At 72.3% G+C, this 25,393-nt stretch carries 23 protein-coding genes; 11 read left to right on the top strand and 12 right to left on the bottom strand.

What is annotated here, in order from left to right; genetic code table 11:
- Positions 1-68 precede the first annotated feature (68 nt).
- Positions 69-959 carry a LysR substrate-binding domain-containing protein gene (locus FK530_RS13400; RefSeq protein ID WP_146487520.1) on the top strand — a complete coding sequence of 297 codons (891 nt, stop codon included), beginning with the start codon at positions 69-71 and terminating at the stop codon, positions 957-959.
- A gap of 15 nt (positions 960-974) precedes the next feature.
- Here FK530_RS13400 and FK530_RS13395 read toward each other — a convergent pair whose 3' ends face one another.
- Positions 975-2,006 carry a helix-turn-helix transcriptional regulator gene (locus FK530_RS13395; RefSeq protein ID WP_231706624.1) on the bottom strand — a complete coding sequence of 344 codons (1,032 nt, stop codon included), beginning with the start codon at positions 2,004-2,006 and terminating at the stop codon, positions 975-977.
- A gap of 191 nt (positions 2,007-2,197) precedes the next feature.
- Here FK530_RS13395 and mhpA point away from each other — a divergent pair, with 191 nt between their 5' ends.
- The 7 genes from mhpA to map all read left to right on the top strand — a co-directional run bounded on the left by mhpA (position 2,198) and on the right by map (position 8,998).
- Positions 2,198-3,802 carry a bifunctional 3-(3-hydroxy-phenyl)propionate/3-hydroxycinnamic acid hydroxylase MhpA gene (gene mhpA / locus FK530_RS13390; RefSeq protein ID WP_146487519.1) on the top strand — a complete coding sequence of 535 codons (1,605 nt, stop codon included), beginning with the start codon at positions 2,198-2,200 and terminating at the stop codon, positions 3,800-3,802.
- An 8-nt stretch (positions 3,803-3,810) separates the two neighbouring features.
- Complete coding sequence (locus FK530_RS13385) at positions 3,811-4,854, top strand: alpha/beta hydrolase (RefSeq protein ID WP_231706623.1); 1,044 nt, start codon at positions 3,811-3,813, stop codon at positions 4,852-4,854.
- Entirely contained in the window at positions 4,851-5,906 is a 1,056-nt protein-coding gene (locus FK530_RS13380; protein ID WP_146487517.1) for a maleylacetate reductase, read from the top strand. The genes FK530_RS13385 and FK530_RS13380 overlap by 4 nt, the downstream gene beginning before the upstream one ends.
- Positions 5,907-5,914: 8 nt before the next feature.
- On the top strand, positions 5,915-6,814 hold the full coding sequence (locus FK530_RS13375; RefSeq protein WP_146487516.1) for a dioxygenase family protein: 900 nt from the start codon (positions 5,915-5,917) through the stop codon (positions 6,812-6,814).
- Between the two features lie 150 nt (positions 6,815-6,964).
- Positions 6,965-7,927: an acyl-CoA thioesterase gene (locus tag FK530_RS13370; protein ID WP_146487515.1), complete on the top strand. Its 963-nt coding sequence runs from the start codon at positions 6,965-6,967 to the stop codon at positions 7,925-7,927.
- Positions 7,928-7,944: 17 nt separating this feature from the next.
- Positions 7,945-8,211 (top strand): helix-turn-helix domain-containing protein, encoded by a 267-nt coding sequence (locus FK530_RS13365; RefSeq protein WP_146487514.1) that lies wholly within the window; start codon positions 7,945-7,947, stop codon positions 8,209-8,211.
- Between the two features lie 19 nt (positions 8,212-8,230).
- Positions 8,231-8,998 (top strand): type I methionyl aminopeptidase, encoded by a 768-nt coding sequence (map, locus tag FK530_RS13360; protein ID WP_146487513.1) that lies wholly within the window; start codon positions 8,231-8,233, stop codon positions 8,996-8,998.
- Between the two features lie 24 nt (positions 8,999-9,022).
- Here map and FK530_RS13355 read toward each other — a convergent pair whose 3' ends face one another.
- Positions 9,023-9,577: a TetR/AcrR family transcriptional regulator gene (locus FK530_RS13355; RefSeq protein ID WP_146487512.1), complete on the bottom strand. Its 555-nt coding sequence runs from the start codon at positions 9,575-9,577 to the stop codon at positions 9,023-9,025.
- 95 nt (positions 9,578-9,672) lie between these two features.
- Here FK530_RS13355 and FK530_RS13350 point away from each other — a divergent pair, with 95 nt between their 5' ends.
- Entirely contained in the window at positions 9,673-10,623 is a 951-nt protein-coding gene (locus tag FK530_RS13350; protein WP_146487511.1) for an alpha/beta hydrolase, read from the top strand.
- Between the two features lie 64 nt (positions 10,624-10,687).
- On the opposite strand, the gene FK530_RS13345 is transcribed toward FK530_RS13350, so the two are convergent.
- From FK530_RS13345 to FK530_RS13330, 4 genes are all read right to left on the bottom strand, one after another.
- Positions 10,688-11,797, bottom strand: a complete 1,110-nt coding sequence (locus FK530_RS13345; RefSeq protein WP_068521689.1) for an NDMA-dependent alcohol dehydrogenase — start codon at positions 11,795-11,797, stop codon at positions 10,688-10,690.
- Between the two features lie 17 nt (positions 11,798-11,814).
- Positions 11,815-13,311, bottom strand: a complete 1,497-nt coding sequence (locus FK530_RS13340) for an aldehyde dehydrogenase family protein (RefSeq protein WP_068521690.1) — start codon at positions 13,309-13,311, stop codon at positions 11,815-11,817.
- Between the two features lie 164 nt (positions 13,312-13,475).
- Complete coding sequence (locus FK530_RS13335) at positions 13,476-15,083, bottom strand: helix-turn-helix domain-containing protein (protein WP_146487510.1); 1,608 nt, start codon at positions 15,081-15,083, stop codon at positions 13,476-13,478.
- A 35-nt stretch (positions 15,084-15,118) separates the two neighbouring features.
- Positions 15,119-16,270 carry a pyridoxal phosphate-dependent aminotransferase gene (locus FK530_RS13330; RefSeq protein ID WP_146487509.1) on the bottom strand — a complete coding sequence of 384 codons (1,152 nt, stop codon included), beginning with the start codon at positions 16,268-16,270 and terminating at the stop codon, positions 15,119-15,121.
- A 150-nt stretch (positions 16,271-16,420) separates the two neighbouring features.
- Between FK530_RS13330 and FK530_RS13325 the strand changes: the two genes are divergently transcribed.
- A complete protein-coding gene (locus tag FK530_RS13325; protein WP_146487508.1) occupies positions 16,421-17,245 on the top strand; it encodes a DUF1868 domain-containing protein in 825 nt (274 codons plus the stop codon).
- Positions 17,246-17,249: 4 nt separating this feature from the next.
- Here FK530_RS13325 and FK530_RS13320 read toward each other — a convergent pair whose 3' ends face one another.
- From FK530_RS13320 to FK530_RS13300, 5 genes are all read right to left on the bottom strand, one after another.
- The gene (locus FK530_RS13320; RefSeq protein ID WP_146487507.1) at positions 17,250-18,404 is read right to left on the bottom strand and encodes a class I SAM-dependent methyltransferase; all 1,155 of its coding nucleotides are present in this window, start codon (positions 18,402-18,404) and stop codon (positions 17,250-17,252) included.
- A 16-nt stretch (positions 18,405-18,420) separates the two neighbouring features.
- Positions 18,421-19,383 (bottom strand): class I SAM-dependent methyltransferase, encoded by a 963-nt coding sequence (locus tag FK530_RS13315; protein WP_146487506.1) that lies wholly within the window; start codon positions 19,381-19,383, stop codon positions 18,421-18,423.
- Positions 19,384-19,495: 112 nt separating this feature from the next.
- A complete protein-coding gene (locus FK530_RS13310) occupies positions 19,496-20,284 on the bottom strand; it encodes an enoyl-CoA hydratase/isomerase family protein (protein WP_146487505.1) in 789 nt (262 codons plus the stop codon).
- 82 nt (positions 20,285-20,366) lie between these two features.
- On the bottom strand, positions 20,367-21,077 hold the full coding sequence (locus FK530_RS13305; RefSeq protein ID WP_146487504.1) for an NUDIX hydrolase: 711 nt from the start codon (positions 21,075-21,077) through the stop codon (positions 20,367-20,369).
- Positions 21,074-21,943 (bottom strand): ABC transporter ATP-binding protein, encoded by an 870-nt coding sequence (locus tag FK530_RS13300; protein ID WP_146487503.1) that lies wholly within the window; start codon positions 21,941-21,943, stop codon positions 21,074-21,076. Before FK530_RS13300 ends, FK530_RS13305 begins: the two co-directional genes overlap by 4 nt.
- Positions 21,944-21,983: 40 nt before the next feature.
- Here FK530_RS13300 and glgX point away from each other — a divergent pair, with 40 nt between their 5' ends.
- On the top strand, positions 21,984-24,131 hold the full coding sequence (glgX, locus tag FK530_RS13295) for a glycogen debranching protein GlgX (protein WP_146487502.1): 2,148 nt from the start codon (positions 21,984-21,986) through the stop codon (positions 24,129-24,131).
- Positions 24,132-24,153: 22 nt separating this feature from the next.
- Here glgX and serB read toward each other — a convergent pair whose 3' ends face one another.
- Positions 24,154-25,383, bottom strand: a complete 1,230-nt coding sequence (gene serB / locus FK530_RS13290) for a phosphoserine phosphatase SerB (protein WP_146487501.1) — start codon at positions 25,381-25,383, stop codon at positions 24,154-24,156.
- Between the last annotated feature and the right edge of the window lie 10 nt (positions 25,384-25,393).

Genomic DNA, 25,393 nt, shown 5'->3' with positions numbered 1-25,393 from the left:
AACGACGGTAGGGCGAACAATCCAGATACTGAAGTACCTGAATAATGCCCAATTGATATTCTAGCAATATGAATCTTCGCCAGCTGCGGTACTTCGTCGCGGTCGCCGAGGAACGGCACTTCGGCCGCGCGGCGCAGCGGCTGCACATGGCGCAGCCGCCGCTGTCCCAACAGATCCGCCAACTCGAAGACGATCTGGGGGTCCAACTGCTGCACCGCACCACCCGCCGGGTCGAGCTGACCGACGCCGGGCGGGCCTACCTGGAGCGGGCGCGCACCATTCTCGCCGCGGTCGACGACGCCGCCGAGCACGCGCGACGTGTCGCGGCGGGCGCGACGGGGCACCTGACCATCGGCTGCGTCGGCACGGCGACGTACAGCCTGTTGCCGCCGCTGGCCCGCCGGCTCGAGGACGAGTTGCCCGGCATCGACTTCGCCTTCCGTGGCGAGATGCTCGTGCCGGACCAGGTCGAGGCGCTGCGCAGGGGCGCCATCGACATCGCGCTGCTGCGCCCGCCGGTCGCCGACCCGTCGCTGACGGTACGGGTGCTGCGCCGCGAGCCGTGGGTCGTCGCCCTGCCGACCGATCATCCCCTGGCTCGCCGGGACCGGCTGCGGGTCGCGGACCTCGCCGGGGCGCCGTTCATCGTCCACAGCGCGGGCCGGCGTTCGGCGATGTACGACCGGGTCGTGGCGCTGCTCCGCGAGGGCGGCGTGGCGCCGATGATCCGCCACGAGGTCGGCGAGACATCGACGCTCGCGACGCTCGTCGCCGCCGGGCTGGGCATCGCGGTGGCGCCCGAACCGATCACGGCGCTGCGGCTCGACGGCCTGACCTACCGGCCGCTCGGCGGAGCCGGCGGCGGCGTCGAGCTGGCTGTCGCGCACGTGACGGACCGGACCGATCGCCACCTCGAGCGCGTCACGGAGGTCATCGCCGACCTCACCGCCGCGACCTGAGCCCGGCCCGGCCGGTCACCGACCGGCGGCGCGGGCCCGGCTCTGCGAGGGCGTCTCACCGAACCGGCGCCGGTACAGGGAGGAGAACCGCGAGGGGTGGGTGAACCCCCAGTCGAAGGCCGTATCCGTCACGGTGCGCGCGGAATCCGGCGCCAGTAGTTCCGCGCGAACCCGGTCGAGCCGCTCCCCCAGGATGTACGCGCTGGGCGAGGTCTCGAGCCGGTCCTGGAAGGCGCGTTGTAGGGAACGCACGCTGATGCCGACGTGGGCGGCCACGTCTGGCACCGACAGCGGGCCGCGCAGCCGCGCCTCGATGTGGTCGAGCGCGCGCTGGAAGGTCCGCGGATGCACCCGGTCCTCGTCGCGCTCGTGCACCAGTGCCGAGTGGTTGTGCCGGTGGGAAACGAGCAGACCGGTGATGAGCAGGTCCCGCCAGTGCCGCGCCATCGCGGGATCGGCCGCGAGCCCGGCCTCGTCGTCGAGATCGCGCAGCAACGAGCGCAGCGCGCCCGACCAGCTGCGGAGCCCCGGCGCGGCGAGGTCCATCCCCACGTCGAAGACCACGGGGCCGCCGACGGGCCGGCCGACGAGGGCCTCCATGCGCTCGTGTACGGCGGCGCGTTCGAGCCGCAGATGCAACTGGCGGTAGGCGCCGTCCATCCGCATCCGGGCCCGCATCGCGGGCGAGAGGACGGCGGCGACTCCGCCCTCGATCACCGCGCCTCCGCCCGCTCCGACGAGTTCGAGGCGATTGGACCCGGCCACGGCGATCATCAGGTCGTAGTAGTCGATCCGGTCGAGGATGTCGACGTCGATCGGCGCGCCTTGCTCCAGGTAGACCACGCCGAGGTCGGCGACCGTCGCGGAGCGGACCGCACCGTCGAACAGGGTGGTGGCGCCGCGGGGCACCGCGATCGAGTGCGTGCTGAGCAGACCGCCGGCGGCGCTGCGGAAGGCGTCGACGTCGGCGGTGCGGAGGCTGTCGAACCGGCCGAGCGGCGCAGGCGTCGCCCCGCCACCGGGCTCTATCCCACCCCACATCGGCATCGCCTCCACACTCGCCGGACCGCCTCGAAAGCGCTCCCACCTGCAGGTTACACCGCAGCTGCGGCGGAACTGCGATCCATGTCACCACTTCCCGGCGGGAATCGGATAGCGCTGTCGCCGCGCGGATAGTGGCACCGATCACAGCTTCGTAGCGTGCATGCATCGCCCCAGTCCCGCGATGAAGGAGAGCCGTGAACACCGAATCGACAACCACTGACTACGACGTCGCCGTCGTCGGCTACGGCCCGACGGGCCTCGTCCTCTCGTCCATGCTGGCGCGCGCCGGGCACCGCGTGGTGGTGATCGAACGCTGGCCGAGCCTCTACGGCATGCCGCGGCTCACCCACATCGACGGCGAGACCGCACGCATCATCCAGGCCGCGGGCGACGTCGACGAGGCGCTGCGCGATGCCGCTCCCGCCGCCGTCTACGAATGGCGCAACCACGCCGAGGACCTGCTGATCGCCGTCGACTGGTCGGGCGAGTCCAGCGGCTTCGCGGCCCACTACTCGATGTACCAGCCGCACATCGAGTGCTCGATCGACGATCGCAACCGCACGCGCCCCGACCTCGACGTGCATCAGGGCACCATCCTGGTCGGCATGGAGCAGTCGGACGACCACGTCGAGCTGACGGTGCGCCCTTGGTCGCGCGACCGGGACGCGCAATGGGCCGATGCCCCCGAGCGCACGCTGACCGCGAAGTACGTCGTCGGCGCCGACGGCGCGGGCAGCATGGTCCGCCACATCCTCGGGATCGGCCGCACCGATCTGCACGTCGACGACCGCTGGCTCAACATCGACACGGAATGCACTCGCCCCCTGGGTGATCGATTCGACACCGCCCGGCAGTTCTGCGATCCGCACCAGCCCCACATGTTCATGCCTATCGGGCGGAGCCGCCAGCGGTTCGAGGTCGCCGTCCGCCCCGAGGACGACGCCGACGAGATGGCCACCGAGGAGTTCGCCTGGCGCTGGCTCCGGTCGCAGCACGACCTGGGTCCCGAGGACCTGACGATCCTGCGCCACATCGTCTACACGTTCTCCGCGTGCATCGCCGACACCTGGCGCGCGGGCCGGGTGTTCCTGGCCGGCGACGCCGCGCACACGATGCCGCCGTACATGGGGCAGGGCGCGTGTTCGGGTATGCGCGACGGGATCACGCTCGCCTGGAAGCTCGACCTGGTGCTGTCCGGCAGGGCCGGCGACGCGCTGCTGGACACCTACGAGGCCGAGCGCCGGCCGCACGTCGAGGTCATCCAGGCCTGCGCCGTGGAGCTGGGGCGCGTGGCGAACCTCAAGGATCCGGTGGCCGCCGCGGCGCGCGACGCCGCCTTCCAGCGCGGCGAGGTGCCGCCCCTGCCCCCGTTTCCGACGATCGCCGCCGGCGTGATCGACACCGACGAGTCGGGGGTCCCAAGGGGCTTCGCCGGCACGCTGGCGCCGCAGGGCGTGGTGCGCCGGGGCGAGCGCTCGGGACGGTTCGACGACCTGCACCCGTGGGGCTTCACCCTGGTCTCCACCGGCGACGCGACGGAGATCCTGGGGCCGGATCGCCTGGCGTTCCTGGCCGAGCTCGGCGGCACCGTCGTCACCCTGGAGCCGGGGCATCCGCACTCGATCGTCGACGAGGACGGCACCTACGCCGCGTATTTCGCGGCCACCGGCACCGAGGCCTTCCTCGCCCGTCCCGACTTCCACCTGTACGGCGCCGGCGGCCTCGCCGACCTGCCGCGGCTGGTGGACAACCTCCGGGTGAAGCTGAGCGCCGCACCGGCCGTGGCGGTCGCCCGATGAGCGCCGACGTGACCGCAGCCAACGACGCCCACTGGCGGGCGATGGGCGTGACGCGCCTGCTCGACGCCGGGATGCGCTACGACGACGTCCTCGCGCTGCGGGCGGGCACCGACGCCGGCCGGGCGTGGGACGAGGTCGCCGAGGAGCTCGGCGCGGCCCGGACGGCCGAGGCCGAGGCCGCCGCCGACGCGGGCCGGACGGCCACCGCGTACGAGAGCCACCGCGCGGCCGCGGCCTGCTTCCTGTTCGCGCAGATGGCCTTCAACTTCGACACCGACCGCAAGCGCGCGCTCTACGCGCGGTTCGACGGGGCCGTGGCGGGCGCCGCCGCGCACTCGCCGGTCCCGATGCGCCGCGTGGAGCCGGCCTTCGGCGCGGGCGCCCTGACCGGCTGGCACCTGCGGCCGACCTCGCCGCGCGGCACCGTCGTAGTCTTCGGCGGCCAGAGCGGCTGGGGCGCCACCTACCTGCGCTACGCCGATGCGCTGCTCGCCCGCGGGCTCGCCGTGATCCTCGCGGAGGGCCCCGGGCAGGGCGACGCGCGGCTGGTCCACGGCGTGCACCTCGACGTGGACGTCGCCGCCGCGTTCGGCGCCTTCGTCGATCTCGCGACGCCGGACGGGCCGGTCGGCGTGTGGGGCAACAGCGTCGGGGGCCTGTTCGCCGCGCTCACCGCTGCCCGGCGTCCCGGCGTCGCCGCGTGCTGCGTCAACGGCGCCTTCGCCGCGCCGCGCCTGCTCGACTTCCGGACCTTCGCCGAACAGGCCAAGGCCATGCTGGGATCGACCGACGACGCCGCCGTCACCGCGAACTTCGCGCGCCTGCGCTTCGACCCGGCGACGGAAACCATCCCGTGCCCGCTGCTCGTCCTGCATGGCGGCGCCGACCCGCTGGTGGACCTGGCCGATCAACAGCCCTTCCTCGACGCCGCCGACGATGCGACACTGCGGATCTGGGACGACGGAGAACACACCATCTACAACCACGCCGACGAACGGAACGCGGTGGCCGCGGACTGGTTCGCCGAACGACTCGGAGGGGTCCGCGCATGAACTTCACCCACGACAGCCTCACCCAGACGGTCCGATTCGGGTCGGGGGCGGCCCGCACCGCGCTCGCCGATGTCACCGCCGGCGCCGAGCGGATCATGCTGATCTGCACGCCGCGCGAGGCGGACCGGGCCGCGCGGATCACCGCGGACCTCCCCGTCGCGCTCCGCCACCACGACGTGGCGATGCACGTGCCCGTCGAGGTCGCCGAGCGCGGCCGCGCGGCCGCGGCGGAGGCGCGCGCCGATCTGCTGCTGTGCTTCGGTGGCGGCTCGGCGATCGGTCTCGCGAAGGCGATCGCCCTCACCACCTCGATCCCGATCGTCGCCGTCCCGACCACGTACTCCGGATCCGAGGCGACGTCGATGTGGGGGCTGACCGAGAACGGCGTCAAGACCACGGGCGTCGACCCGCGGGTCGCGCCCCGCGCGATCCTCTACGACGCCGACCTCACCCTGGGCCTGCCCCCGGACATCGGCATCGCCTCGGCGCTGAACGCGCTCGCGCACAGTGTCGACGCGATGTGGGGCCCGCGGGCCGATCCGATCGACCGAGTGCTCGCGGCGGAATCCGCCCGGGCGCTGCGCGTGGGACTGCCGGCCGTCGCCGCGGACCCGTCGGATCTCGCCGGGCGCGAGCAGGTGCTCTACGCCGCCTACCTCGCCGCGACCGCCTTCTCCTCCGCCGGATCGGGCCTGCACCACAAGATCTGCCACGTCCTCGGCGGCGCCTTCGACCTTCCGCACGCGCAGACGCACACCGCGGTGCTCCCCCACGTCCTCGCCTTCAACGCGCCCGCCGCACCGGAGGCGGAGGCCCGGCTGGCGACGGCCTTCGACGCCGCCACCGCCGTCGCGGGCCTGAACTCGCTGTACGACGAGGTGCGCGCACCCCGGTCCCTGCGCGACCTCGGCATGACCGAGGCCGACATCGCCCCCGCCGTCGAGGCGATCCTGCCGCTGGTCCCGGCCGGCAACCCCCGCCCGGTGACCGCGGCCGACCTCGACCGCATCCTGTCCGACGCGTGGTCCGGTGCCACGCCCGAGCCCGCCTAGGAGCCCCTGTGCACGAGACAACGACGACCGACCAGGCCGCCGCGGAAGAGGCCCTGGTCGAGAGGGTCCTGCAATCCTTCGCCCGCACCGAGGACCCGCGCCTGAAGACGGTGCTGGAATCGCTGGTGCGGCACCTGCACTCGTTCATCCGCGAGGTCCGCCTCACCGAGGAGGAATGGTCCGCGGCGATCGACTTCCTCACCGCGTGCGGCCACATCACCGACGACCGCCGGCACGAGTTCATCCTGCTCTCCGACGTGCTCGGCGCGTCCATGCAGACGGTCACCGTCAACAACGAGCTCGACGGCGACGCCACCGAGGCCACGGTCTTCGGCCCCTTCTTCGTCGACGACGCCCCGTCGATCCCGTTCGGCGGCGACATCGCCGGCGGCGCGGCGGGCGAGCCCTGCTGGGTCGAGGGAACCGTCACCGGGACCGACGGTGCGCCGGTCCCCGGCGCCCGCATCGAGGTCTGGGAGGCGGACGAAGACGGCTTCTACGACGTGCAGTACGACGACGAGCGCACCGCCGCGCGGGCCCGGCTCGCGGCGCGCGAGGACGGCTCCTACGGCTTCTGGGGGCTGACGCCCACGCCCTACCCCATCCCCGCGGACGGTCCGGTCGGCCGGATGCTCGCGGCGACCGGACGCTCTCCCATGCGCGCCGCGCACCTGCACTTCATGGTCTCCGCCCCCGGGTACCGCACCCTCGTGACCCACATCTTCGTCGAGGGCGACGAACAGCTGGTGGTCGGCGACAGCGTCTTCGGCGTCAAGGACTCCCTGATCAAGCGCTTCGAGCCGCAGCCCGAGGGCGCACCGGTGCCTGCCGCGCACGACCTCGGAGGCCGACCGTGGTCGCGCGCCCGGTTCGACGTCGTCCTGGCGCGGACCGCTCCGACCGCCTGACCCGCACCGCCGGCGGTGTTACGCACGGACACCCGGCCCGGTTACCGCCCGATCACCGATTCCTCATCGCCCTCCCCCGGCGCCGAGTGCGTTCGCGGGCCCGCCCACGATGGGGCGATCCGTTCACCGCTCGCGAAGGAGCCCAGCCCGATGCCCATCACCGATCGCCGGATCACGCTGCGGTTCCTCGCCGCCCCCACCGACGTCGCGACGCTCGGCGGCGGCGTGCGCGGCGGCCGCATCCTGGAGTGGATCGACAAGGCGGCGTACGCCTGCGCGGCCGCCTGGTCGGGCGGCTACTCCGTGACCGCCTACGTCGGCAACATCGGCTTCGGCCGCGACATCGCGTCCGGCGACGTCGTCGAGGTCCGCGCGACGCTCGTCCTCACCGGCCGCAGCAGCATGCACATCCGGTGCGAGGTCGCCTCCGCCGATCCGCGGGTGGGCACCTTCACCGTCGCCAGCACGTGTCTCCTGGTGTTCGTCGCCGTCGACGAGGCCGGGAAGCCGACGCCCGTACGGCAGTGGCAGCCCGTCCTCGCGGAGGACGTGCGCGCCGCCGAGGAGGCCGAGGCCCGCGCCGACGTGCGGCAACGGATCGCGGCGGCGATGGGCGGGGCGGACTACACCCGGCCGACCGAGGCGGAGCGGCGCACCACCCGCTTCCTCGCGGCCCCCACCGACATCAACTGGGGCGGTAAGGCGCACGGCGGCCGCGTCATGGGGTGGATGGACGACGCCGCCTATCTCTGCGCTGCGGGCTGGAGCGGCGGCGAGGCCGTCACCGTCTACGTGGGCGGAGTGCGGTTCTACCGCCCGGTGCAGATCGGCCAGGTCATCGAGGTCTCCGCCCGGCTCCTGCACACCGGCAGGCAGACGATGCACGTCTCGGTGCACCTCGCCACGTGCTGGCCGCACGAGCGCGATCCGCAGCCCGCGGCGCACGCCCTGCACGTGCTGGCGGCGCTCGACGCCGACGGCGACGCCACGGCGGTGCGACCGTGGATGCCGCGCCTGCCCGGCGACGTGGCGCTCGATGCGCACGCCCGCGAGCTCATCGCGATCCGGGGCCGGCGCAGCGCGTCGGCCGCGACCCGGATGGTGGCGATCTGACCGGCTAAGCTGGACGCATGGTCCGGCAGCCCCTCACCCCCGAACAGATCGCCGCAGGGCGGCGTCTGGGGGCGCGGCTGCGCACGGCCCGGGGGGATCGCCGGCCCGACGAGGTGGCCCGCGCGGCCGGGATCTCCCCGGAGACGCTGCGCAAGATCGAGACCGGCCGGATGGCGACGCCCGCGTTCGGCACCGTCGTCGCGCTGGCGGCGGTCCTGGACGAACCCCTCGACGCCCTGGCTGCGCAGTACCTCGACGCGGAGCGTCTGCGCCGCACCGGCTAGTGCGTGGTATTTTAATACCATGATGGAGCTCAAGACCCCCGCCGAGATCGCGAAGATGCGCACGACCGGCATCTTCATCGCCGAGCTCCTCGAGGAGCTCACCACGATGGCCGAGCCCGGGATGAACCTCATGGAGCTCGAGTACCGCGCGCGGACGATGATCGAGGACCGGGGCGCCGTGTCCTGCTACTGGGACTACGCGCCGTCCTTCGGCAGCGGCCCGTTCCGCAACGTGACCTGCCTGTCGGTCAACGACGCCTGCCTGCACGGCCTCCCGCACGACTACGTCTTCACGGACGGCGATCTGCTGACCGTGGACATCGCGGTGTCGATCGACGGCTGGGTGGCCGACGCCGCGCGGAGCGTCAGCGTCGGCACCGCGCGCGAGGAGGACTCGCGCCTCATCGAGTGCACCCGCGTCGCGCTCGACGCGGCGATCGACGAGATGCGGCCCGGGAACAAGCTCGGCACCGTGTCGTCCGTGATCGGCGAGACGGCCAAGCGGTACGGCTACCCGGTGAACACCCAGTTCGGCGGGCACGGTCTGGGCCGGACGATGCACGAGGACCCGCACGTGCCGAACACCGGCAAGGCCCGCAAGGGCATGCTGCTGCGCACCGGGACGACCCTCGCGCTGGAGCCCTGGTTCTGTGCCACGACCGACCAGATCACCTTCGACCCCGACGGCTGGACGCTGCGCTCCGCCGACGGTTCCCGTGCGGCACACAGCGAGCACACGGTCGCCATCACGGAGGACGGTCCGCTGGTCCTCACCGCGCCGGCGTAGGCGGGAGCTCGGACGACGGCAGACTCAGCGCTGGGCGTTCATCAGCACGCGCGCGGCCTGTCGGGCGCCGTCGACGACGCCGTCGGGACCGAGGATGGCGGCGGTGGTGAGCGCCCCCTCGGTGAGGAGGCCGATCTGGATCGCGACGCGCTCCGGCAGCCCGGCCTCGGCGACGAGCGACGTCAGCTCGTCCTGATAGCAGGACTTGTTGTGCTGCGCGGCCTCCGCGACCGTCGGTGACGTGGCGCCGAGCTCGCCATAGCTGTTGATGAACGAACAGCCGCGGAAGTCGTTCTCGGCGAACATCTCGTCCAGCCAGTCGAAGACGGCGAGCACCTTCCCCTCGGAACTCTCCGCCCGGTCGACGTACTTGTGCAGCCCCTCGGTCCAGCGGCGGTCGCGGATCGTCAACACCTCGGCGACGAGGGCGTCCTTCGACGGGAAGAGCTTGTAGATCGCCTTGAGCGAGACACCGGCGGAAGTCCGGATCTCGTCCATGCCCACGGCCTGGATCCCCTTGCCGTAGAACAGCTTCTCCGCCGCCGCCAGCACGGCGGCGCGCTGCCGATCCGCATCCATCTTCTACAACCCCTTGACGAGAGAACGATCGTTCCCCTACTCTAGCACTCAGCGCGAGAACGAACGTTCTCCGCGAAGTCGACAAGGAGCAGATCATGAGCAAGACCATCCTCGAGCCCGCCGCCCAGGCCTTCTCCGACGCCACAGCCAACCCGCCCTACCTGTTCGACCTGGGCCCCGTCGAGGGCCGGAAGACCGTCGACGAGGTGCAGTCCGGCGAGGGCGTCACGTTCCCCGAGGTCGACGAGGAGTGGATCACCGTGCCCGGCGGCCCCACCGGCGAGGTCCGCACCCGCATCGTCCGCCCGAAGGGCGCCACCGGCGTCCTGCCCGTGATCCTCTACATCCACGGCGCCGGCTGGGTCTTCGGCAACGCCCACACACACGACCGCCTGGTCCGCGAGTTCGCCGTCGGCACCGGCGCGGCCGTCGTCTTCCCCGAGTACGACCTCTCCCCCGAGGCGCGCTACCCGATCGCGATCGAACAGAATTACGCCGTCGCGCAGTGGGTCGTGAACTCCGGTGCCGAGAAGAACCTCGACGGCACCCGCGTCGCCGTCTCCGGCGACTCCGTCGGCGGCGACATGGCGGCCGTGCTCGCCCTCCAGGCCAAGGCACGTGGCGACGTGACGCTGGCCGCCCAGGTCCTGCTGTACCCGGTGGTGGACACCGACTTCGACACCACCTCGTACCGCGAGTTCGCCGAGGGCTACTTCCTGCGCCGCGACGCCATGCAGTGGTTCTGGGACCAGTACACGACCGACGCGGCGCAGCGCGCCGAGATCTTCGCCTCACCGCTGAACGCCACCGTCGAGCAGCTCGCGGGCCTGCCGCCCGCCACCGTCATCACCGCGGAGGCCGACGTGCTGCGCGACGCCGGCGAGGCCTACGCCACCAAGCTCCGCGAGGCCGGCAACGAGGTGACCGCCGTCCGGATCGGCGGGGTCATCCACGACTTCATGATGCTCAACGCGCTGCGCGAGACCCACGGCGCCCAGGCCGGTTTCGACCTCGCCATCGCCGCCTTCCGCCGCGCGCTGGCCTGAGCCCAACCCCGTGCACACCGCGACGGCCCCGGGCATCCGCCCGGGGCCGTCGTCCGCGTTCCGATCAGTCGTGGATGATCACGCCGCGGATGTTCTTGCCCTCCCGCAGGTCCGCGTAGCCCTGGTTCACGTCCTCGAGCGAGTACCGGGTCGTGATCAGCTCGTCGAGCTTGAGCTCCCCCGCGTCGTAGAGGCGCAGCAGCCGGACGATGTCGTACTGCGGGTTCATCGATCCGAACAGCGTGCCCATGATCGTCTTCTGGTTCAACGTGAGATCGGTGCCGGAGACGTGCACGGTGAGCTTCTCCGGATCGGCGAGGCCCGTGATCACGACCTTGCCGCCCTTGCCGATCGCCGCCGTCGCGTCCTGGACCACCTTCTCGTCGACGGTGCCCACGAGGATCAGGGCGGCATCCGCGCCCTGGCCCCAGGTCAGCTCGGTGACCTTCTCCTGCGCCTCCTCGGCGGTCGCGAAGGCGTGGGTCGCACCGAACTTCAGCGCAGTGTCCCGCTTGAGCGCCACCGGGTCGACGACCACCACGTACTTGCAGCCCGCCGACACGGCGCCCTGCACGGCGTTGATGCCGAGGCCGCCGATGCCGTAGATCACCGCGGTGTCGCCGGGGCGCAGGCCGCCGGCCGACACCGCGGTCCCCCAGCCCGACGGGACGCCGCAGCCCACCAGGACGGCCGTCTCCAGCGGGAGCCAGTCGTCGATCTTGACCACCGAGTGCTGGCTGATCGTCGCGCGCTCGGCGAAGGTGCCGAGCATGCACATGGCGCCGAAATCCTGTCCGCCGCCATGGAACCGGAAGGTCCCGTCGGGCATGGATCCCTCGAGAATGGTGGCGCCGAGGTCGCAGAGGTTCTGGCGGCCCGTGGAGCAGTACCGGCAGGTGCCGCAGTTCGGGATGAAGCTGCACACCACGTGGTCGCCGGGCTTGACCTTGGTGACGCCGGGGCCGACCTCCTCGATGATCCCGGAGCCCTCGTGGCCGCCGACGATGGGATAGCGCGGCGGGAGGTCGCCGTCGGTCAGATGCAGGTCGGAGTGGCACAGGCCGGCGGCGGTGTACTTGATGAGCACCTCGCCGGGCCCGGGACCGTCGAGCTCGAGTTCCATGATCTCGAAGGGCTTCCCGGCCTCGAGCAGCACGGCGGCTTTGGTCTTCATGATGGTTCCCTTCCGCGTCAGAGCGCGATGTTGACGGACTTGGTCTGGGTGTAGAGGTCGATCGCGGAGTCGCCGAGCTCGCGGCCCCAGCCGGACTGCTTGAAGCCGCCGAAGGGCAGCGCGGTGTCGAAGCCGTTGTACTGGTTGACCCACACGGAACCGGCCTTGACGGCGGCCGCGGTGCGGTGCGCCTTGGAGACGTCCTTGGTCCAAATGCCCGCGGCGAGACCGTAGATCGAGTCGTTGGCGGCGCGCACCACGTCGTCCTCGTCGTCGAAGGGCAGGGCCGCGACGACGGGGCCGAAGATCTCCTCCTCGACGATGGAGAAGCCCGGCTCGACGTCCACGAACACGGTGGGCTCGATGAAGTAGCCCTCGTCGCCCCAGCGCTTGCCGCCCGTCAGCGCCCGGGCACCGTCGGCCAGCCCCTGCTGGATGTAGCCGTTGACGCGGTCGAACTGCTCCTGCGAGACGAGCGGGCCGAGCTCGGTGGTGGGGTCCAGTCCGGGGCCGATCTTGGCGGCGGCCGCGGCATCGGCGACGGCCTGCGTGAACTCGTCGAAGATGGACCGCTGCACGAACATGCGGGTGCCGGCGACGCAGCACTGGCCGTGGTTGAAGGTCCACGCGGCGACCGAGCCGGCGACGGCGGCCTCCAGATCGGCGTCAGCGAAGACGATGTTGGGGCTCTTGCCGCCCAGCTCCAGCGAGACCTTCTTGAGGTTGCCGGTGGCGGCGGAGACGATCTTCTTGCCCACCTCGGTCGAACCGGTGAAGGCCACCTTGTCGACGTCGGGGTGGCCCGACAGCGCGGCACCGGCGTCGCCGAAGCCGGGGACGATGTTCACCACGCCCGGCGGGAAGCCCGCCTCCTCGAAGACCTCGCCCAGCAGGAGCGCCGTGAGCGGCGTCTGCTCGGCGGGCTTGAGCACCACGGTGTTCCCGGCGGCGAGGGCGGGCGCCAGCTTCCACGTGGCCATCAGGATGGGGAAGTTCCACGGCACGATCTGTCCGCACACGCCGAGCGACTCGCGTCGCGTGTAGGCGTGGAACTGGCCGTCGGGGGCGAAGGGCATCGACGGGGTGACCGCCGCGCCACGGATCTTGGTGACCAGGCCCGCGTTGTAACGCCAGACGTCGGCCGACCAGCCCACGTCGACGCCGGTGGCGATGGCGACCGACTTGCCGTTGTCGAGGGCCTCGAGCTGTCCGAAGATCTCCGCGCGCTCGGAGAGGATGTCGCCGACCTTCCAGATCAGGCGCTCCCGCTCGTTCGGCTTCATCCGCGACCACGGGCCCTCGTACGCGGCGCGGGCGGCGGCGACGGCGCGGTCGACGTCGGGGGCCTCGCCGTGCGCGACCCGGGTGATCACCTGCCCGGTCGCCGGGTCGTGGGTGTCGAAGGTGCGGCCGGACAGGGCGTCGACCCACTGCCCGCCGATGAGCATCCTCCGATCCCGGGAGACGAAATCGGCGACGGCGGGAAGCAGATCGGGCACGGCGATGGTGGTCATCGGATTCTCCTTGCGAACCGAGGGTGTGATGCACGCCACGTGGCGTCACCTTCAGTTCTCGCACGGAGCGAGCGACCGGCCGTGTTCGGAAACTGGACACTCCGGGTGGACGGTCACCGCACGTGGCCGGCCGCGAACCCCGGCCGACCTGCGGGAACGGCCCGTCAGCCCCGGATGCCGAGCGCCCGGATGCGGGCGTACAGGGTGGTGCGGCTGATGCCGAGCGCAGTGGCCGCACGGCTCTTGTTGCCGTCGGCGGCCGCGAGGGCCGCGAGGATCGCCTGGCGCTCCGCCTGCTCCATCCCTCGCAGCCGGGCGGCGCGGGTCGAGCCACGGTACTCGGCCGGCAGGTCCGCGGCGGCGACGGTGCGCCCGCCCCGCGCGAGGACGGCGCCCGCCGCCTCGGTGAGCACCATCGACAGCTCGGAGAGGTTGCCCGGCCACTCCTGCGAGAGCAGGGCGTCCGCGGCGTCGGCGCCGAGCTCCAGGCGCGGGTCCACCGCAGCGACGATGCCGTGCCCGAGCGACGCGATCTCCGTGGCCCGCTCCCGCAGCGGCGGGAGCACGATCCGTCGCCGGCAGCATGCGACCAGCGCGCCGACCGCGGGCGACAGCGACTCCGCAGGTCCGGTCACGACCACGACGGACACCCCGGGGCCCGCCGGCGCGGCGACGGCGGCGTGCAGCAGCCGCGCGGAGCGCTCGTCGAGGAGGTCCGCCCCGTCGACGACGAGGCCCCTGCCCGCCTCGCAGCACGCGCGGAGCAGCGCGGGAACGTCGGGCTCGCGGCCCGCGAGGATCGCGCCCGCGACGTCGAGGACGGTGTGCGCGTCCTCGGCGACGCAGGTCAGGGCGCGGGTGCTCCGGCCGGTGCCGGGCTCACCGCTCACGGCGACGGTCGGCGCCGTCGCGGGCCGCGGGGCGATGACCGGCGCGGACGGCCCGTCGGGGCGCGGATGGAGCCGGAAGACCGCGGCGTGCGGCGCGCCGTCGGGCCTGCTGACCGCGACGTCGGCGACGACGCCCGAGACGAGCGTGAGCACGGCCGTGCGCGGCGCGCCGTCGGCGAGCAACAGGCGGAGCGTGCCGAAGTCGCCGGGGGCCAGCAGCTGCGCGGCGGCGGCGTTGGTGAGCTGGAGGTCGTCGCCGATCGCGGCGACGGCGACGTCCCGGCGGCGCGCCGCGCGCTGGTAGGCGGAGATGACCGCGCGGTGCGAAGCGTGGGAGCGGTCGAGCAACCGCCCCGAGATGTCGTCGACGAGGCCGCGGACCAGCGGGATCGAGAGCGGGTTGATGCGGTCCGCGATCTCCGCCATGCAGATGACGCCGGCGAGGCGTCGCGTCGCGGGGTGGATGATCGGGCGTCCGAAGCAGCTCAGCGTGCGGAACTGCTCGAGGTAGTGCTCGGCGCCGTTGATCGCCACGTCGCCGCGCACCTCGAGCGGCGTGCCGAGCGCCGTGGTGCCCATCTCCCCCTCACCGAACGCCGCGCCGGCGATGGCGCCCAGGCCCTCGAGGCGACGTTCCAGCGTCAGGTCGGCCGTCACGCGGGAGACCAGACGGGAGCGGTGATCCACGAGGAGCAGCGCCGTATTGGATCCGCTGAGCGCGGTGGCGGCCCGGGCGAGGACCGGACGCGCGGCGTCGAGCAGCGTGTCCGCTGCCTCGATGGCGCCGATCTCGGGGTCCGGGTGCGCATCGGGGCGCAGGCCCGCGCGGTCCGAGCGCAGCCACGAAGCCGCAATCACCGGGCGGTGCGGGGAGGTCTCCACCCCCACAGTGTGACATGGATCACCGGATATGACACTCAGTGTCGGAACACGGGCTGCAGGCGGTGCAACGCCTCCTCGATCTCGGCGGTCGCACCGGCGAAGCTGAGCCGGATGGTCCGCCGGCCGCGCACGGTGTCGAAGTCCAAGCCCGGGGTGATCGCGACGCCCGTCTCGTCGAGGACGCGCGCGCACCAGGCGAGCGAGTCGTCGGCGAGGTGGCCGATGTCGGCATAGGCGTAGAAGGCCCCGTCGGGCGGCGCGACCTCGGTGACGCCCAGTTCCCGCAGGCCAGCGAGAACCACTTCGCGGTTGCGTGCGTACCCGGCGACGTGCGCGTCCAGCTCCACCCGCGCCTCGTCGGAGAATGCGGCGACCGCCGCGTACTGGCTGATGGCCGGCGGGCAGATCGTCATGTTCGCGGTGAGCCGCTCGACGGGGCGTCGCAGGTACTCCGGCAACAGCATCCAGCCGAGCCGCCAGCCGGTCATGGCGAAGTACTTCGACACCGAGCCCATCACCACCTGCTCGCGCGAGGTCTCCCACGCGCACGACGTGGGCCGGCCGTAGCTCACTCCGTGATAGATCTCGTCGGAGATGAGCAGCGTGCCGTGCGCCTCGCACCAGCGCGCCAGGGCCGCGAGCTCCGATGGTGCCAGGATCGTCCCGGTCGGGTTCGCCGGGCTCGCGACGATGAGCCCCTTCGGCGGGGTGTCGAGCGCCTCCAGCATCGCGACGGTCGGCTGGAAGCGGGTGTCGGCGCCGCAGTCGAGCTCCGCGACCTCGCAGCCCAACGCCTTCAGCGTGTTCCGGTACGCGGGGTAGCCGGGCCGCGCCATGACCACGGTGTCTCCCGCGTCGAAAGCGGCGAGGAAGACGAGAGTGAAGGCACCCGACGAGCCGGTGGTCACGGCCACGGCCTCCGGCGGGACGTCCAGTCCGTAGGCCCTGCCGTAGTGCGCCGCGATCGTCTCGCGCAGCGGCGCGATGCCCATCGACTCGGTGTAGCCGAGCGGCCCGGCGTCCAGCGCCGCGTGCGCGGCGGCGAGCACCGGCTTCGGCGCCCCCGCACTGGGCTGGCCCGCGGCCAGCGAGATCACGTCGCCGTGGGTCTCCCGGCGCCGCGCCGCCGCAGCCAGCACGTCCATGACGTGGAACATCTCGACATCGGACCGGCGCGATTCCTGCATGGGCCCATCGTGTCACGGGCCGTGGACGCACAGGCCCGCGATGACGCGCGTGTGACGCCCGCGCGGGTCGGCGTGCGCGGGTCGGCGCACCGCCGAGATTTCACGCAACGGCCGTCGAGTGTTCGCCGCCGCACCGTAGTGTGCGATCGCATGAACGCATCGGGCAGTAGAGGGATCGACCGTCGCGCGGCACTGGCCGGACTGCTCGTCGTGGGCACCGGCGCCGCGCTCGCAGGCTGCGGCAGCCGGGATTCCACCGCCGCCGAGACATCCACCGCGCCCTACCCCGTCGACGGACGCACCCCGCTCGCCGCGGGCCCCGGCAAGAAGTGGGACATCGAGGGCAACGCCCAGCGGTTCACCGGCAACACCTTCGTCAGTCCCATCCCGCAGGACTCGGCCTTCTTCCGCGCCGAGAATCGGGCCCAGCGGCTGGTCCGCCAGTCCCGCTTCCGCGACCACTTCGCCCTGCTGCCGCACAACAGCATGCACATGACGGTGTTCGAGGGCGTGAACCAGAGCCAGATCGGCACGCCCGACTGGCCGGTGTGGTTGGCGGGCAAGGACATGCAGGCCGCGCATCTGGCAGTCCTCGATGCCGTGACCCGTGCGACCATCGCCGCGCCCCGCTCGGTCACGATGCGCGTCGACGGCCTCGTGCAGCCCCTGTCGAAGGGGCTCGGCGTGAAACTCGCGAGCGTCGACGCGGCCACGGAACGCTCCCTCCGCGACTTCCGGCAGCGCATGCAGGATCTCCTGCAGATGTCGCCGAAGGGGTTCGAGACGTACACCTTCCACTCGACGCTCGGCTACCGGCTGGTGGAGCAGGCGGCCGACGAGAACGACGCCTCGGAGGCGCTGGAGAAGCAGATCCTCGGCCTGTTCACCGGCGACGCCGCCACCGTGACCGTGGACCCCGTGGCGATGAACATCTTCGACGACATGCTCGCATTCCCGCAGCTGCGCGTCCTCTGACGCGCTAGCGCGTCGGTCGGGTGAGGAAGGCGACGACCTCGCGGCCGATCCGCGTGATCACGACGGTCATCGGCTGGGAGCCCTGCAGTTTCAGCTTCCTGCGCAGCACGTCGGGGTCGACTCCCGCGCCGCGGGTGAGGATCTCGACGGAACCGACGTCGCGCACGCGCAGCTCGGCGCGCAACGTCTTCTCCGAGAACTTCGCGGAATCGAGGATCTCGAAGCCCCGCTCTCCGGTCGGCACCGCGTCCCCGGTGAGGTAGGCGATGCGCGGATCGAGCTGCCACAGTCCGTGCCGCGCCGCGTAGTGCCGGACGAGACCCGCGCGGATGACGGCACCGTCGGGCTCGACGAGGTACTTGCCGGCCGGCTCCGGGTCGACGTCGTGCGGGTCGGTCGAGAAGACCTCGTACCCCCGCGCACCGGAGCCGCGCAGCACCGTCGCCCGGGTGAGACCGGGGACGGCGACGGGGCCGGACCACAGGCAGGCCTCGCGGACGCCGCCGTCGAGGGAGACGATCTCGACCTCGCCGTCGAAGCCCTTGCGGCGCAGGCCGTCGTAATCGATGCCGGGCGCCGTCTTCACCGCGAGGGAGCGCCCCGCGTACGCGGCACGCAGGGACGAGAGCGCGGGCGAGCACTGCTCGGGATCGACGATACGCCGGCCACCGGTCCGGCGCGCGGGATCGGCGATCACGACGTCCGCGGTGGATGTCGGGGTCAGCGCATCGGCGACGTGGACCATCGCGCGCGGCACGTTGTGCGCGGCCATGCGCGCCCGCAGTGGGTCGAGGTCGCTGCCGACCACGCGCGGGCACACCTGCACCAGGGCACGCAGTTCCGCACCGATCGAGCAGGTCACGTCGTGCACGGACAGCCACGCGAGCCGGCGGGCACGGTGCTCCGCGACCGCCGACGGGGTCGCCTGCTGCACCGCCTCGTCGGTGAGCAGCCAACCCTCGACGTCGCCCAGCTTGGCGACCGCACGCCGGCGGGCCCGCACCTGTTCGATCACCGCGGGCGCATGAGCGCCGGCGATACCGCGCACCGCACCGACGTCCGCGAGGAGCGAGGCGTCCGTGAGCGCAAGACGGTCCGCCGCGGCCACGGCTGCGGCGCCGTCGGCCGTGCGGAGATAGGCGAGATCCGCCCCGTCCAAACCCGCCCCGCCCGGACTACTCGGGCTTGATGCCCGTGATGGCCAGGTTGTAGAAGAACTTGCGCGGCACGACACGACGCAGCACGTTCTCGTCGAGCGCCGAGAGCTTCTTCCAACCGCCGAACGCGAATCCGGCCCAGCCGAAGCCCAGCTTCTCGGGCGGCACGGCCGCCTCGAAGGTGCGCACGGGCCAGCCGAGGAAGGCGGCGGTGAACTCGTCGGTCGTGGCCTCGACCTCCACGGCACCGGCGCGGGCGGCCATCGCCTCCATCTCGTCCGGGTCGAACGTGTGGATGTCGACCACGGCCTCGAGCGCCGCGGCGCGCGAGGACTCGTCCAACTCGGCCTGCGGGCGGCGCCAGTCCGCGAGGAAGGGGAGCTTCGTCGCGTTGGTGGTGATACCCCAGGTGATCCGCCCCAGCCAGCGTGCGTAGAAATCGCCGATCGTGGTGGGCTCGCCCGCGAAGACGAACCGGCCACCCGGCTTGAGCACGCGCAGCACCTCGCGCAGCGACTGCTCCACATCGGGGATGTGGTGCAGCACGGCGTGACCGACGACCAGGTCGAAGGTGTTGTCCTCGTACGGGATGGTCTCCGCGTCGGCGACGCGCCCGTCGACGGTGTGTCCGAGCGCCTCACCGTTGCGCAGCGCGACCTTCACCATGCCGGGCGAGAGGTCCGTGACCGAGCCGGTCTCCGCGACCCCCGCCGACATGAGGTTGAGCAGGAAGAAACCGGTGCCGCAGCCCAGCTCCAGGGCGCGCCCGTAGGGCTTCTCGTTCTGCCCGCCGGTGGCGGCCTCGAAGCGGTCGCGGGCGTAGTCGATGCACCGCTCGTCGAAGCTGATGTGCCACTTCTCGTCGTACGTCTCGGCCTCCCAGTCGTGGTAGAGCACCTGGGCGAGCTTCGTGTCGGAGAATGCGGCCTCAACCTCGTCCGCCGTGGCGTGCGGGTTGGGGGCCGGCTGCTGGTCGGTCATGAAGGCCTTTCGAGAAGATTGTTCCCGTCAGGTTACCGCCCGGTCAGATCACCGCCAACCCGCGTGATGAGAACAGGTTCTGCCGCCTCCGGCCGCCGCGGACCCCGCCGGGCTACTTACCGACGAACTTCGCCTTGCCGGGGCCGTTCTCGACGAACGAGGTCATGCCGATGGTGCGGTCCTCGGTGGCGAACAGCCCGGCGAAGAGGTGCCGCTCGATGGCGAGGCCCGTGTTCAGGTCGGTGTCGAGGCCCTGGTCGATCGCCTGCTTGGCGGCGCGCAGCGCCTGCGAGGCGGCGCCCGTGAACTGCTTCGCCCACGTCAGGGCGGCGTTGTAGACCTCGTCGGGGGCGACGACCTCGTCGACGAGGCCGATCTGCAGGGCCTCCTCGGCGCCGACGAAGCGGCCGGTGAAGACCATGTCCTTCGCCTTGGCCGGGCCCACGAGGCGCGCGAGGCGCTGGGTGCCGCCGCCGCCGGGGATCACGCCGAGCAGGATCTCCGGGACCCCCACCTTGGCGTTGTCGCCGACGATGCGGCGATCGGCACCGAGTGCCACCTCGAGACCGCCGCCGAGGGCGTAGCCGGTGACGGCGGCGACGGTCGGCTTGGTGATCGACGCGATCGCCGAGAGGCCGCTCTGAAGGAGGGCGATGGCCTCGCTCATGTCCGTGTAGCCCATCGCCTGCATCTCCTTGATGTCGGCGCCGGCCGCGAAGACCTTCGGTCCGCCGTAGACGACGACGGCCTTGATGTCGTCGCGGCGGTTCACCTCGGCCGCGAGCTCGAGGAGCTCGTTCTGCACCTGCGAGTTGATCGCGTTCATCGGCGGCCGGTTCAGGCGGATCGTGCCGATACCGGGGTGCTCGTCGGAGGTCTCGAGGGTCACGAATTCAGTCATGACCCCAGAGGCTACCGGGTGCCGGAAAATTTAGTTGGACGTCCACGTAAATCCACGCTGCACGGCTTCGGGCCGTGCCCGGTCAGTAGATCGTCGAGCCCGCGGCGTACTCGGCCCAGCCCGGGAACCGTCGCTCCTCGCGCGTCATGCCGTCGACGATCGCGACCGGCGTGAGGTCCGCGGCCTCCGCGGCCCATCCCAGCACGTCCTCGACGGTGTCGAAGGGCAGCAGCTGGAACAGCTGGGAGTAGGTGGGTGCCATGAGCTTGCTGCGGCCGGCGAGCCAGGCGTCGATCACCGCCTGCGGCCGGTACCAGCCCGCCGAGACCGCCTCGGTGGTCACGCACGTCGCCTCCTGCCCAGCGGGCAGCGGCGCCAGGTAGAACATCGTGTCGTAACGGCGCGGCCGGCCGGGCGGGGTCACCCAGCGCGAGAGCGGTACGAGGTCGTCGGGGTCCACGCGGACGCCGCACTCCTCGTGCGTCTCCCGCGACGCGGTGACGCGCAGGTCGTCGCCGTCCGACGGCTCGATGCCGCCGCCCGGGAAGACCGTCACGTCGGGCGCGAACTCCATGCCACTCGCGCGGATCTGCACGAAGACCTCCAGGCCCTCCGGCGCCGTGCGCAGCAGGAGCACCGTCGCCGCGGGCCGGATCGGGACGTCCGGGAGCGAGCGCGGGTGATGAGCGCCTTCGCCGCGGCCGGCCGCCGGCGAGGCCGCACCGCCCCCGTCGCCCGGCGGTTCCCCAGCGCCCTCCGCCCGGCGGGCCTCCGCCGACTCGCCGCCGCTCATGCCTGCAACCTCCGGCGTCCGGGGCGGGAGGCCCGTCGGGCGAAGAACCGGCCGTCGACCTCGTCGAGCAGGATGCGCTGGCTGAAGGTCTCCGAGAGGACCTCGGCGGTGAGCACGTCGCCGATGAGGCCCTGCGCCACGACGCCGCCCTCCTTGAGCATGAGCGCGTGCGTGAAGCCCGGCGGCACCTCTTCGACGTGGTGCGTCACGAGCACGGTGGCGGGCGCGTCGGGGTCCTGCGCGAGGGTGTCGAGCCGGGCCACCAGCTCCTCACGGCCGCCGAGGTCGAGTCCGGCGGCGGGCTCGTCGAGCAGCATGAGCTCCGGGTCGGTCATGAGCGCCCGGGCGATGAGCACCCGCTTGCGCTCCCCCTCGGACAGGGTGCCGAACCGGCGGTTCGCCAGGTGCTCGGCGCCCATCGACTCGAGCACGTCGACGGCACGCCCGATGTCCACCTCGTCGTACCGCTCGCGCCAGCGTCCGAGCACGGCGTACCCGGCGGAGACCACGAGATCGGTCACCAGCTCGTCGTCCGGCACCCGCGAGGCCAGCGCCGCCGAGCACACGCCGATCCGCGCGGTGAGGTCCTGCACCACCGTCTTCCCGAGCACCTCGCCCAGGATGTGGGCGGTGCCCGCGCTCGGGAAGTCCTGCGCCGAGGCGAGCCGCATGAGCGAGGTCTTACCCGCCCCGTTGGGGCCGATGACGACCCAGCGCTCGTCCAGCTCGACCCGCCAATCGATGGGGCCCACCAGGGTTCGGCCGTCGCGCCGCAGGCTCACCCCGCGGAAATCGATCAGCAGATCCTGGTCGGGCTCGTCGGCGGGGTCTGGGGCGGGCGCGCTGGCGGCGGCGGGATCGGACACATCCCCATCCTGCCGCACGGGACCGGCCGCGGTTGGCAGGATGGTCCCCGTGTCCACAGACCACCGCTCCCCCACTCCCGGCGCCGCGCACCCCCTCGGCGCCGTCCCCCGGCCCGGCGGCGTGAACTTCGCCGTGCACGCCCCGCGCGCCACCGACGTCTGGGTGTGCCTGGTCGAGACCGACGATGCCGGCGTGCGCCGCGAGCAGCGTCTCCGCCTGCCCGCCCAGACCGCTGGAGTCCACCACGGCTTCGTCGCGGGTATAGGCGAGGGCGCACGGTACTGCCTCCGCGCCGCCGGCCCGTGGGAGCCCGATACCGGGCTGAGGTTCAACGAGCACAAGGCGCTCATCGACCCGTACGCCCGCCGGATCGACGGGGCCCTCGGCGACGGCGCGGCCCTCCTGCCCTACGGCGAGGACGGCGGACCGTCGGAGACCGATTCACTCGGCGACATCCCTCTGTGCGTGGTCACGGGGGCGCCACCGGCACCGGAGCCCGGGCCGGGTGTCCCGTGGGACCGGACGGTGATCTGCGAGGTGCACGTCGGCTCCTACACCGCGCGGCATCCGGGTGTCCCCGAAGAACTCCGGGGCACCTACGCGGGCCTGGCGCAGCCCGCGGTGCTCGACCACCTGCGGCGCATCGGCGTCACCGCGGTCGAACTCCTGCCGGTGCAGGCGTGTCTCACCGAGCCCGGGGTGCGCGATCGCGGGATGCGCAATCACTGGGGGTACTCGACGGGGGCGTACTTCGCTCCGGACCCCCGGTACGCGGCGCGGCCGGGCCGCGAGGTCGAGGAGTTCGCGGCGCTGGTCTCCGCGCTGCACTCCGCGGGCATCGAGGTCCTCATGGACGTGGTCTACAACCACACCGCCGAGGAGTCCGTGGCCGGGCCGTCGCTCTCCTGGCGCGGGCTCGACGCGCCCGGCTACTACCTGCTCGAGGACGGCGAGGACCTGGACTACACGGGCTGCGGCAACACGGTCGACTGCGCTTCGCCGGCGTCGGTGCGCATGGTGCTCGACAGCCTGCGGTACTTCGCGGGCGAGTTCGGGGTCGACGGCTTCCGGTTCGACCTCGCGAGCGTCCTCGGCCGCGGCCGCACGGGGACCGGTCCCCAGGGCCCGGTGATCCCGTTCGACCACCGCGCTCCGCTGCTGACGGCCATCGCGGCCGACCCGATCCTGTGTACGCGCAAGCTCATCGCCGAGCCCTGGGACGCGACGGGCGAGGGTTACCGGGTGGGCGGCTTCACGCCGGTGTGGGCGGAGTGGAACGACCGCTATCGCGACACGGTCCGCGACTTCTTCGCCGGCGGCGCGACCGTCGGCGCCCTCGCCTCGCGGGTGTCCGGCAGCCAGGACCTCTTCGGAGCGCAGGGCCGCACGCCCTTCTCGTCGATCAACTTCGTCACCGCCCACGACGGCTTCACCGCCCGCGACCTCGTCAGTTACGAGCGCAAGCACAACGAGGCCAACGGCGAGAACAACCGGGACGGCACGGACAACAACCACTCGGTGAACCACGGCTTCGAGGGCGGCACCACGGACCCCGCGATCCTCGCCGCGCGCGGGGCGCACGTCCGGGCGCTCCTGGCCACGCTGCTGCTCTCCACGGGCACGCCGATGCTGCTCGCCGGCGACGAGCTGGGGCACACCCAGTACGGCAACAACAACGCCTACTGCGTGCCGGAGGGCACCCCCGCGGCCGATGCCTTCGCCGTGGACTGGGACGCCGCGGACGCCGACCTGACGGCCTTCGTGGCCCGCGTCGCCGCGGTACGCCGGGCGGCGCCGGTGCTCCGACAGCACGAGTTCTTCGACGGCCGCGCCACCCGCGACGGCGAACCCGACCTCGCGTGGTTCGGCGCCGACGGGGCCGAGATGTCCGGCGAGGCGTGGCAGTCGCCGGAGGTGCGCACGTTGCAGGCCTGGGTCGACGGTTCCGACGTGCGCGCACCGGGCCGCGACAGCGCCGTCGCGGAGAAGGACGCGCTCATCGTGTGGCACGCGGGCGGCGAGGCCACCGTCGTGCTGGGCGGCCCCGAGTCGTGCACCCACGACTGGGAGCTCATCGTCGACACCACGCTGCCGACCGGCGAGCCCGCGCAGGACCGTACGCTCTATCCGTCGCGCGCCGAAGTCGCGGTGTCCGGCCCGACGGTGCTGGCCTTCCAGCAGGTCTGACCGGCGCAGCTCGCGAGCGGGCTCAGCCCTGGATGGGGACCCGGCGCAGCCGGCCGTCGACGGCGTCGGCCGCCTCGATCTCGTCGCGGGTGACGCCGAGCACGAACAGCACGGCATCCAGGTAGGGGTACGAGAGCGCGGCGTCGGCGACTTCGCGCAGCGCGGGCTTGGCGTTGAAGGCCACGCCCAGGCCGGCGGCGGAGAGCATGTCGATGTCGTTGGCGCCGTCTCCCACGGCCACCGTCTCCTCGACCGGGACGCCGAAGGCGTCGGCGAACTCCTGGAGGGCACGGGCCTTACCCGGCCGGTCGACGACCTCGCCGATCACGCGGCCGGTGAGCACACCGTCGACCACCTCGAGCGTGTTGGCGCGCACGAAGTCGAGTTCGAGGTCCTCCGCGAGCGGCTCGATGACGGCCGTGAAGCCGCCGGAGACGACCCCACAGCGGTAGCCGAGGCGCTTGAGCGTGCGGATCGTCGTCCGCGCCCCCGGAGTCAACTGCAGGCCGGCGGCCACGTCGTCGATGACCGACGCGGGCAGGCCGGCGAGGTTCTCCACGCGGGCGTGCAGCGATTGCTCGAAGTCCAGCTCTCCACGCATCGCTGCCTCGGTCACGGCGGCCACCTCGGCCTCCTTGCCAGCGCGGGCGGCGAGCATCTCGATGACCTCGCCCTGCACCAGGGTGGAGTCGACGTCGAAGCAGATGAGCCGCTTGGAGCGGCGCGCGATGCCGGCGCGCGAGGTGGCGATGTCGACGCCCTGCTCCTTCGCGACGGCCGCGAGCTCCGCGCGGAAGGCGACCTCGTCGGCACCGTCGGGCACCGTCACCATCAGTTCCAGCGCGGTCACGGGGTAGTCGGCGACGCCGGCGATCGACTCGATGTTGACGTTCCGCCCGGCGAGGGCCGTCGCGAGCGCCGAGAGTGCCCGAGCGCTGACGGGTGCCCCCAGCAGGACGACGGCGTGCGTGGGCACGGGCGGACGGGGCGGCTGCTCGGCGGTGATCTCCACCGCGACGTCCATCCCGACGGTCGCCATGGCCTGCTCGACGAGCTCCTGCACGTGCTCGGGGTCGCCGTGGACCGCGGCGAGCACGCCGAGGGTGAGCCGACCGCGGATGACGGTCTGTTCCACGTCGAGGACGCTGACCTCGTTGCGGGCCAGGACACCGAACAGGACCGAGCTGACGCCGGGCTTGTCGCCGCCGGTCACGGTGATGAGGATCGTGGGGGCCGAGGTCGCATCGTGCACGGGGAAAGCG

This window comes from Tsukamurella conjunctivitidis, from assembly GCF_007858475.1.
Taxonomy (GTDB): Bacteria; Actinomycetota; Actinomycetes; order Mycobacteriales; family Mycobacteriaceae; genus Tsukamurella; species Tsukamurella conjunctivitidis.
This window is presented reverse-complemented; position numbering and strand designations above follow the sequence as displayed.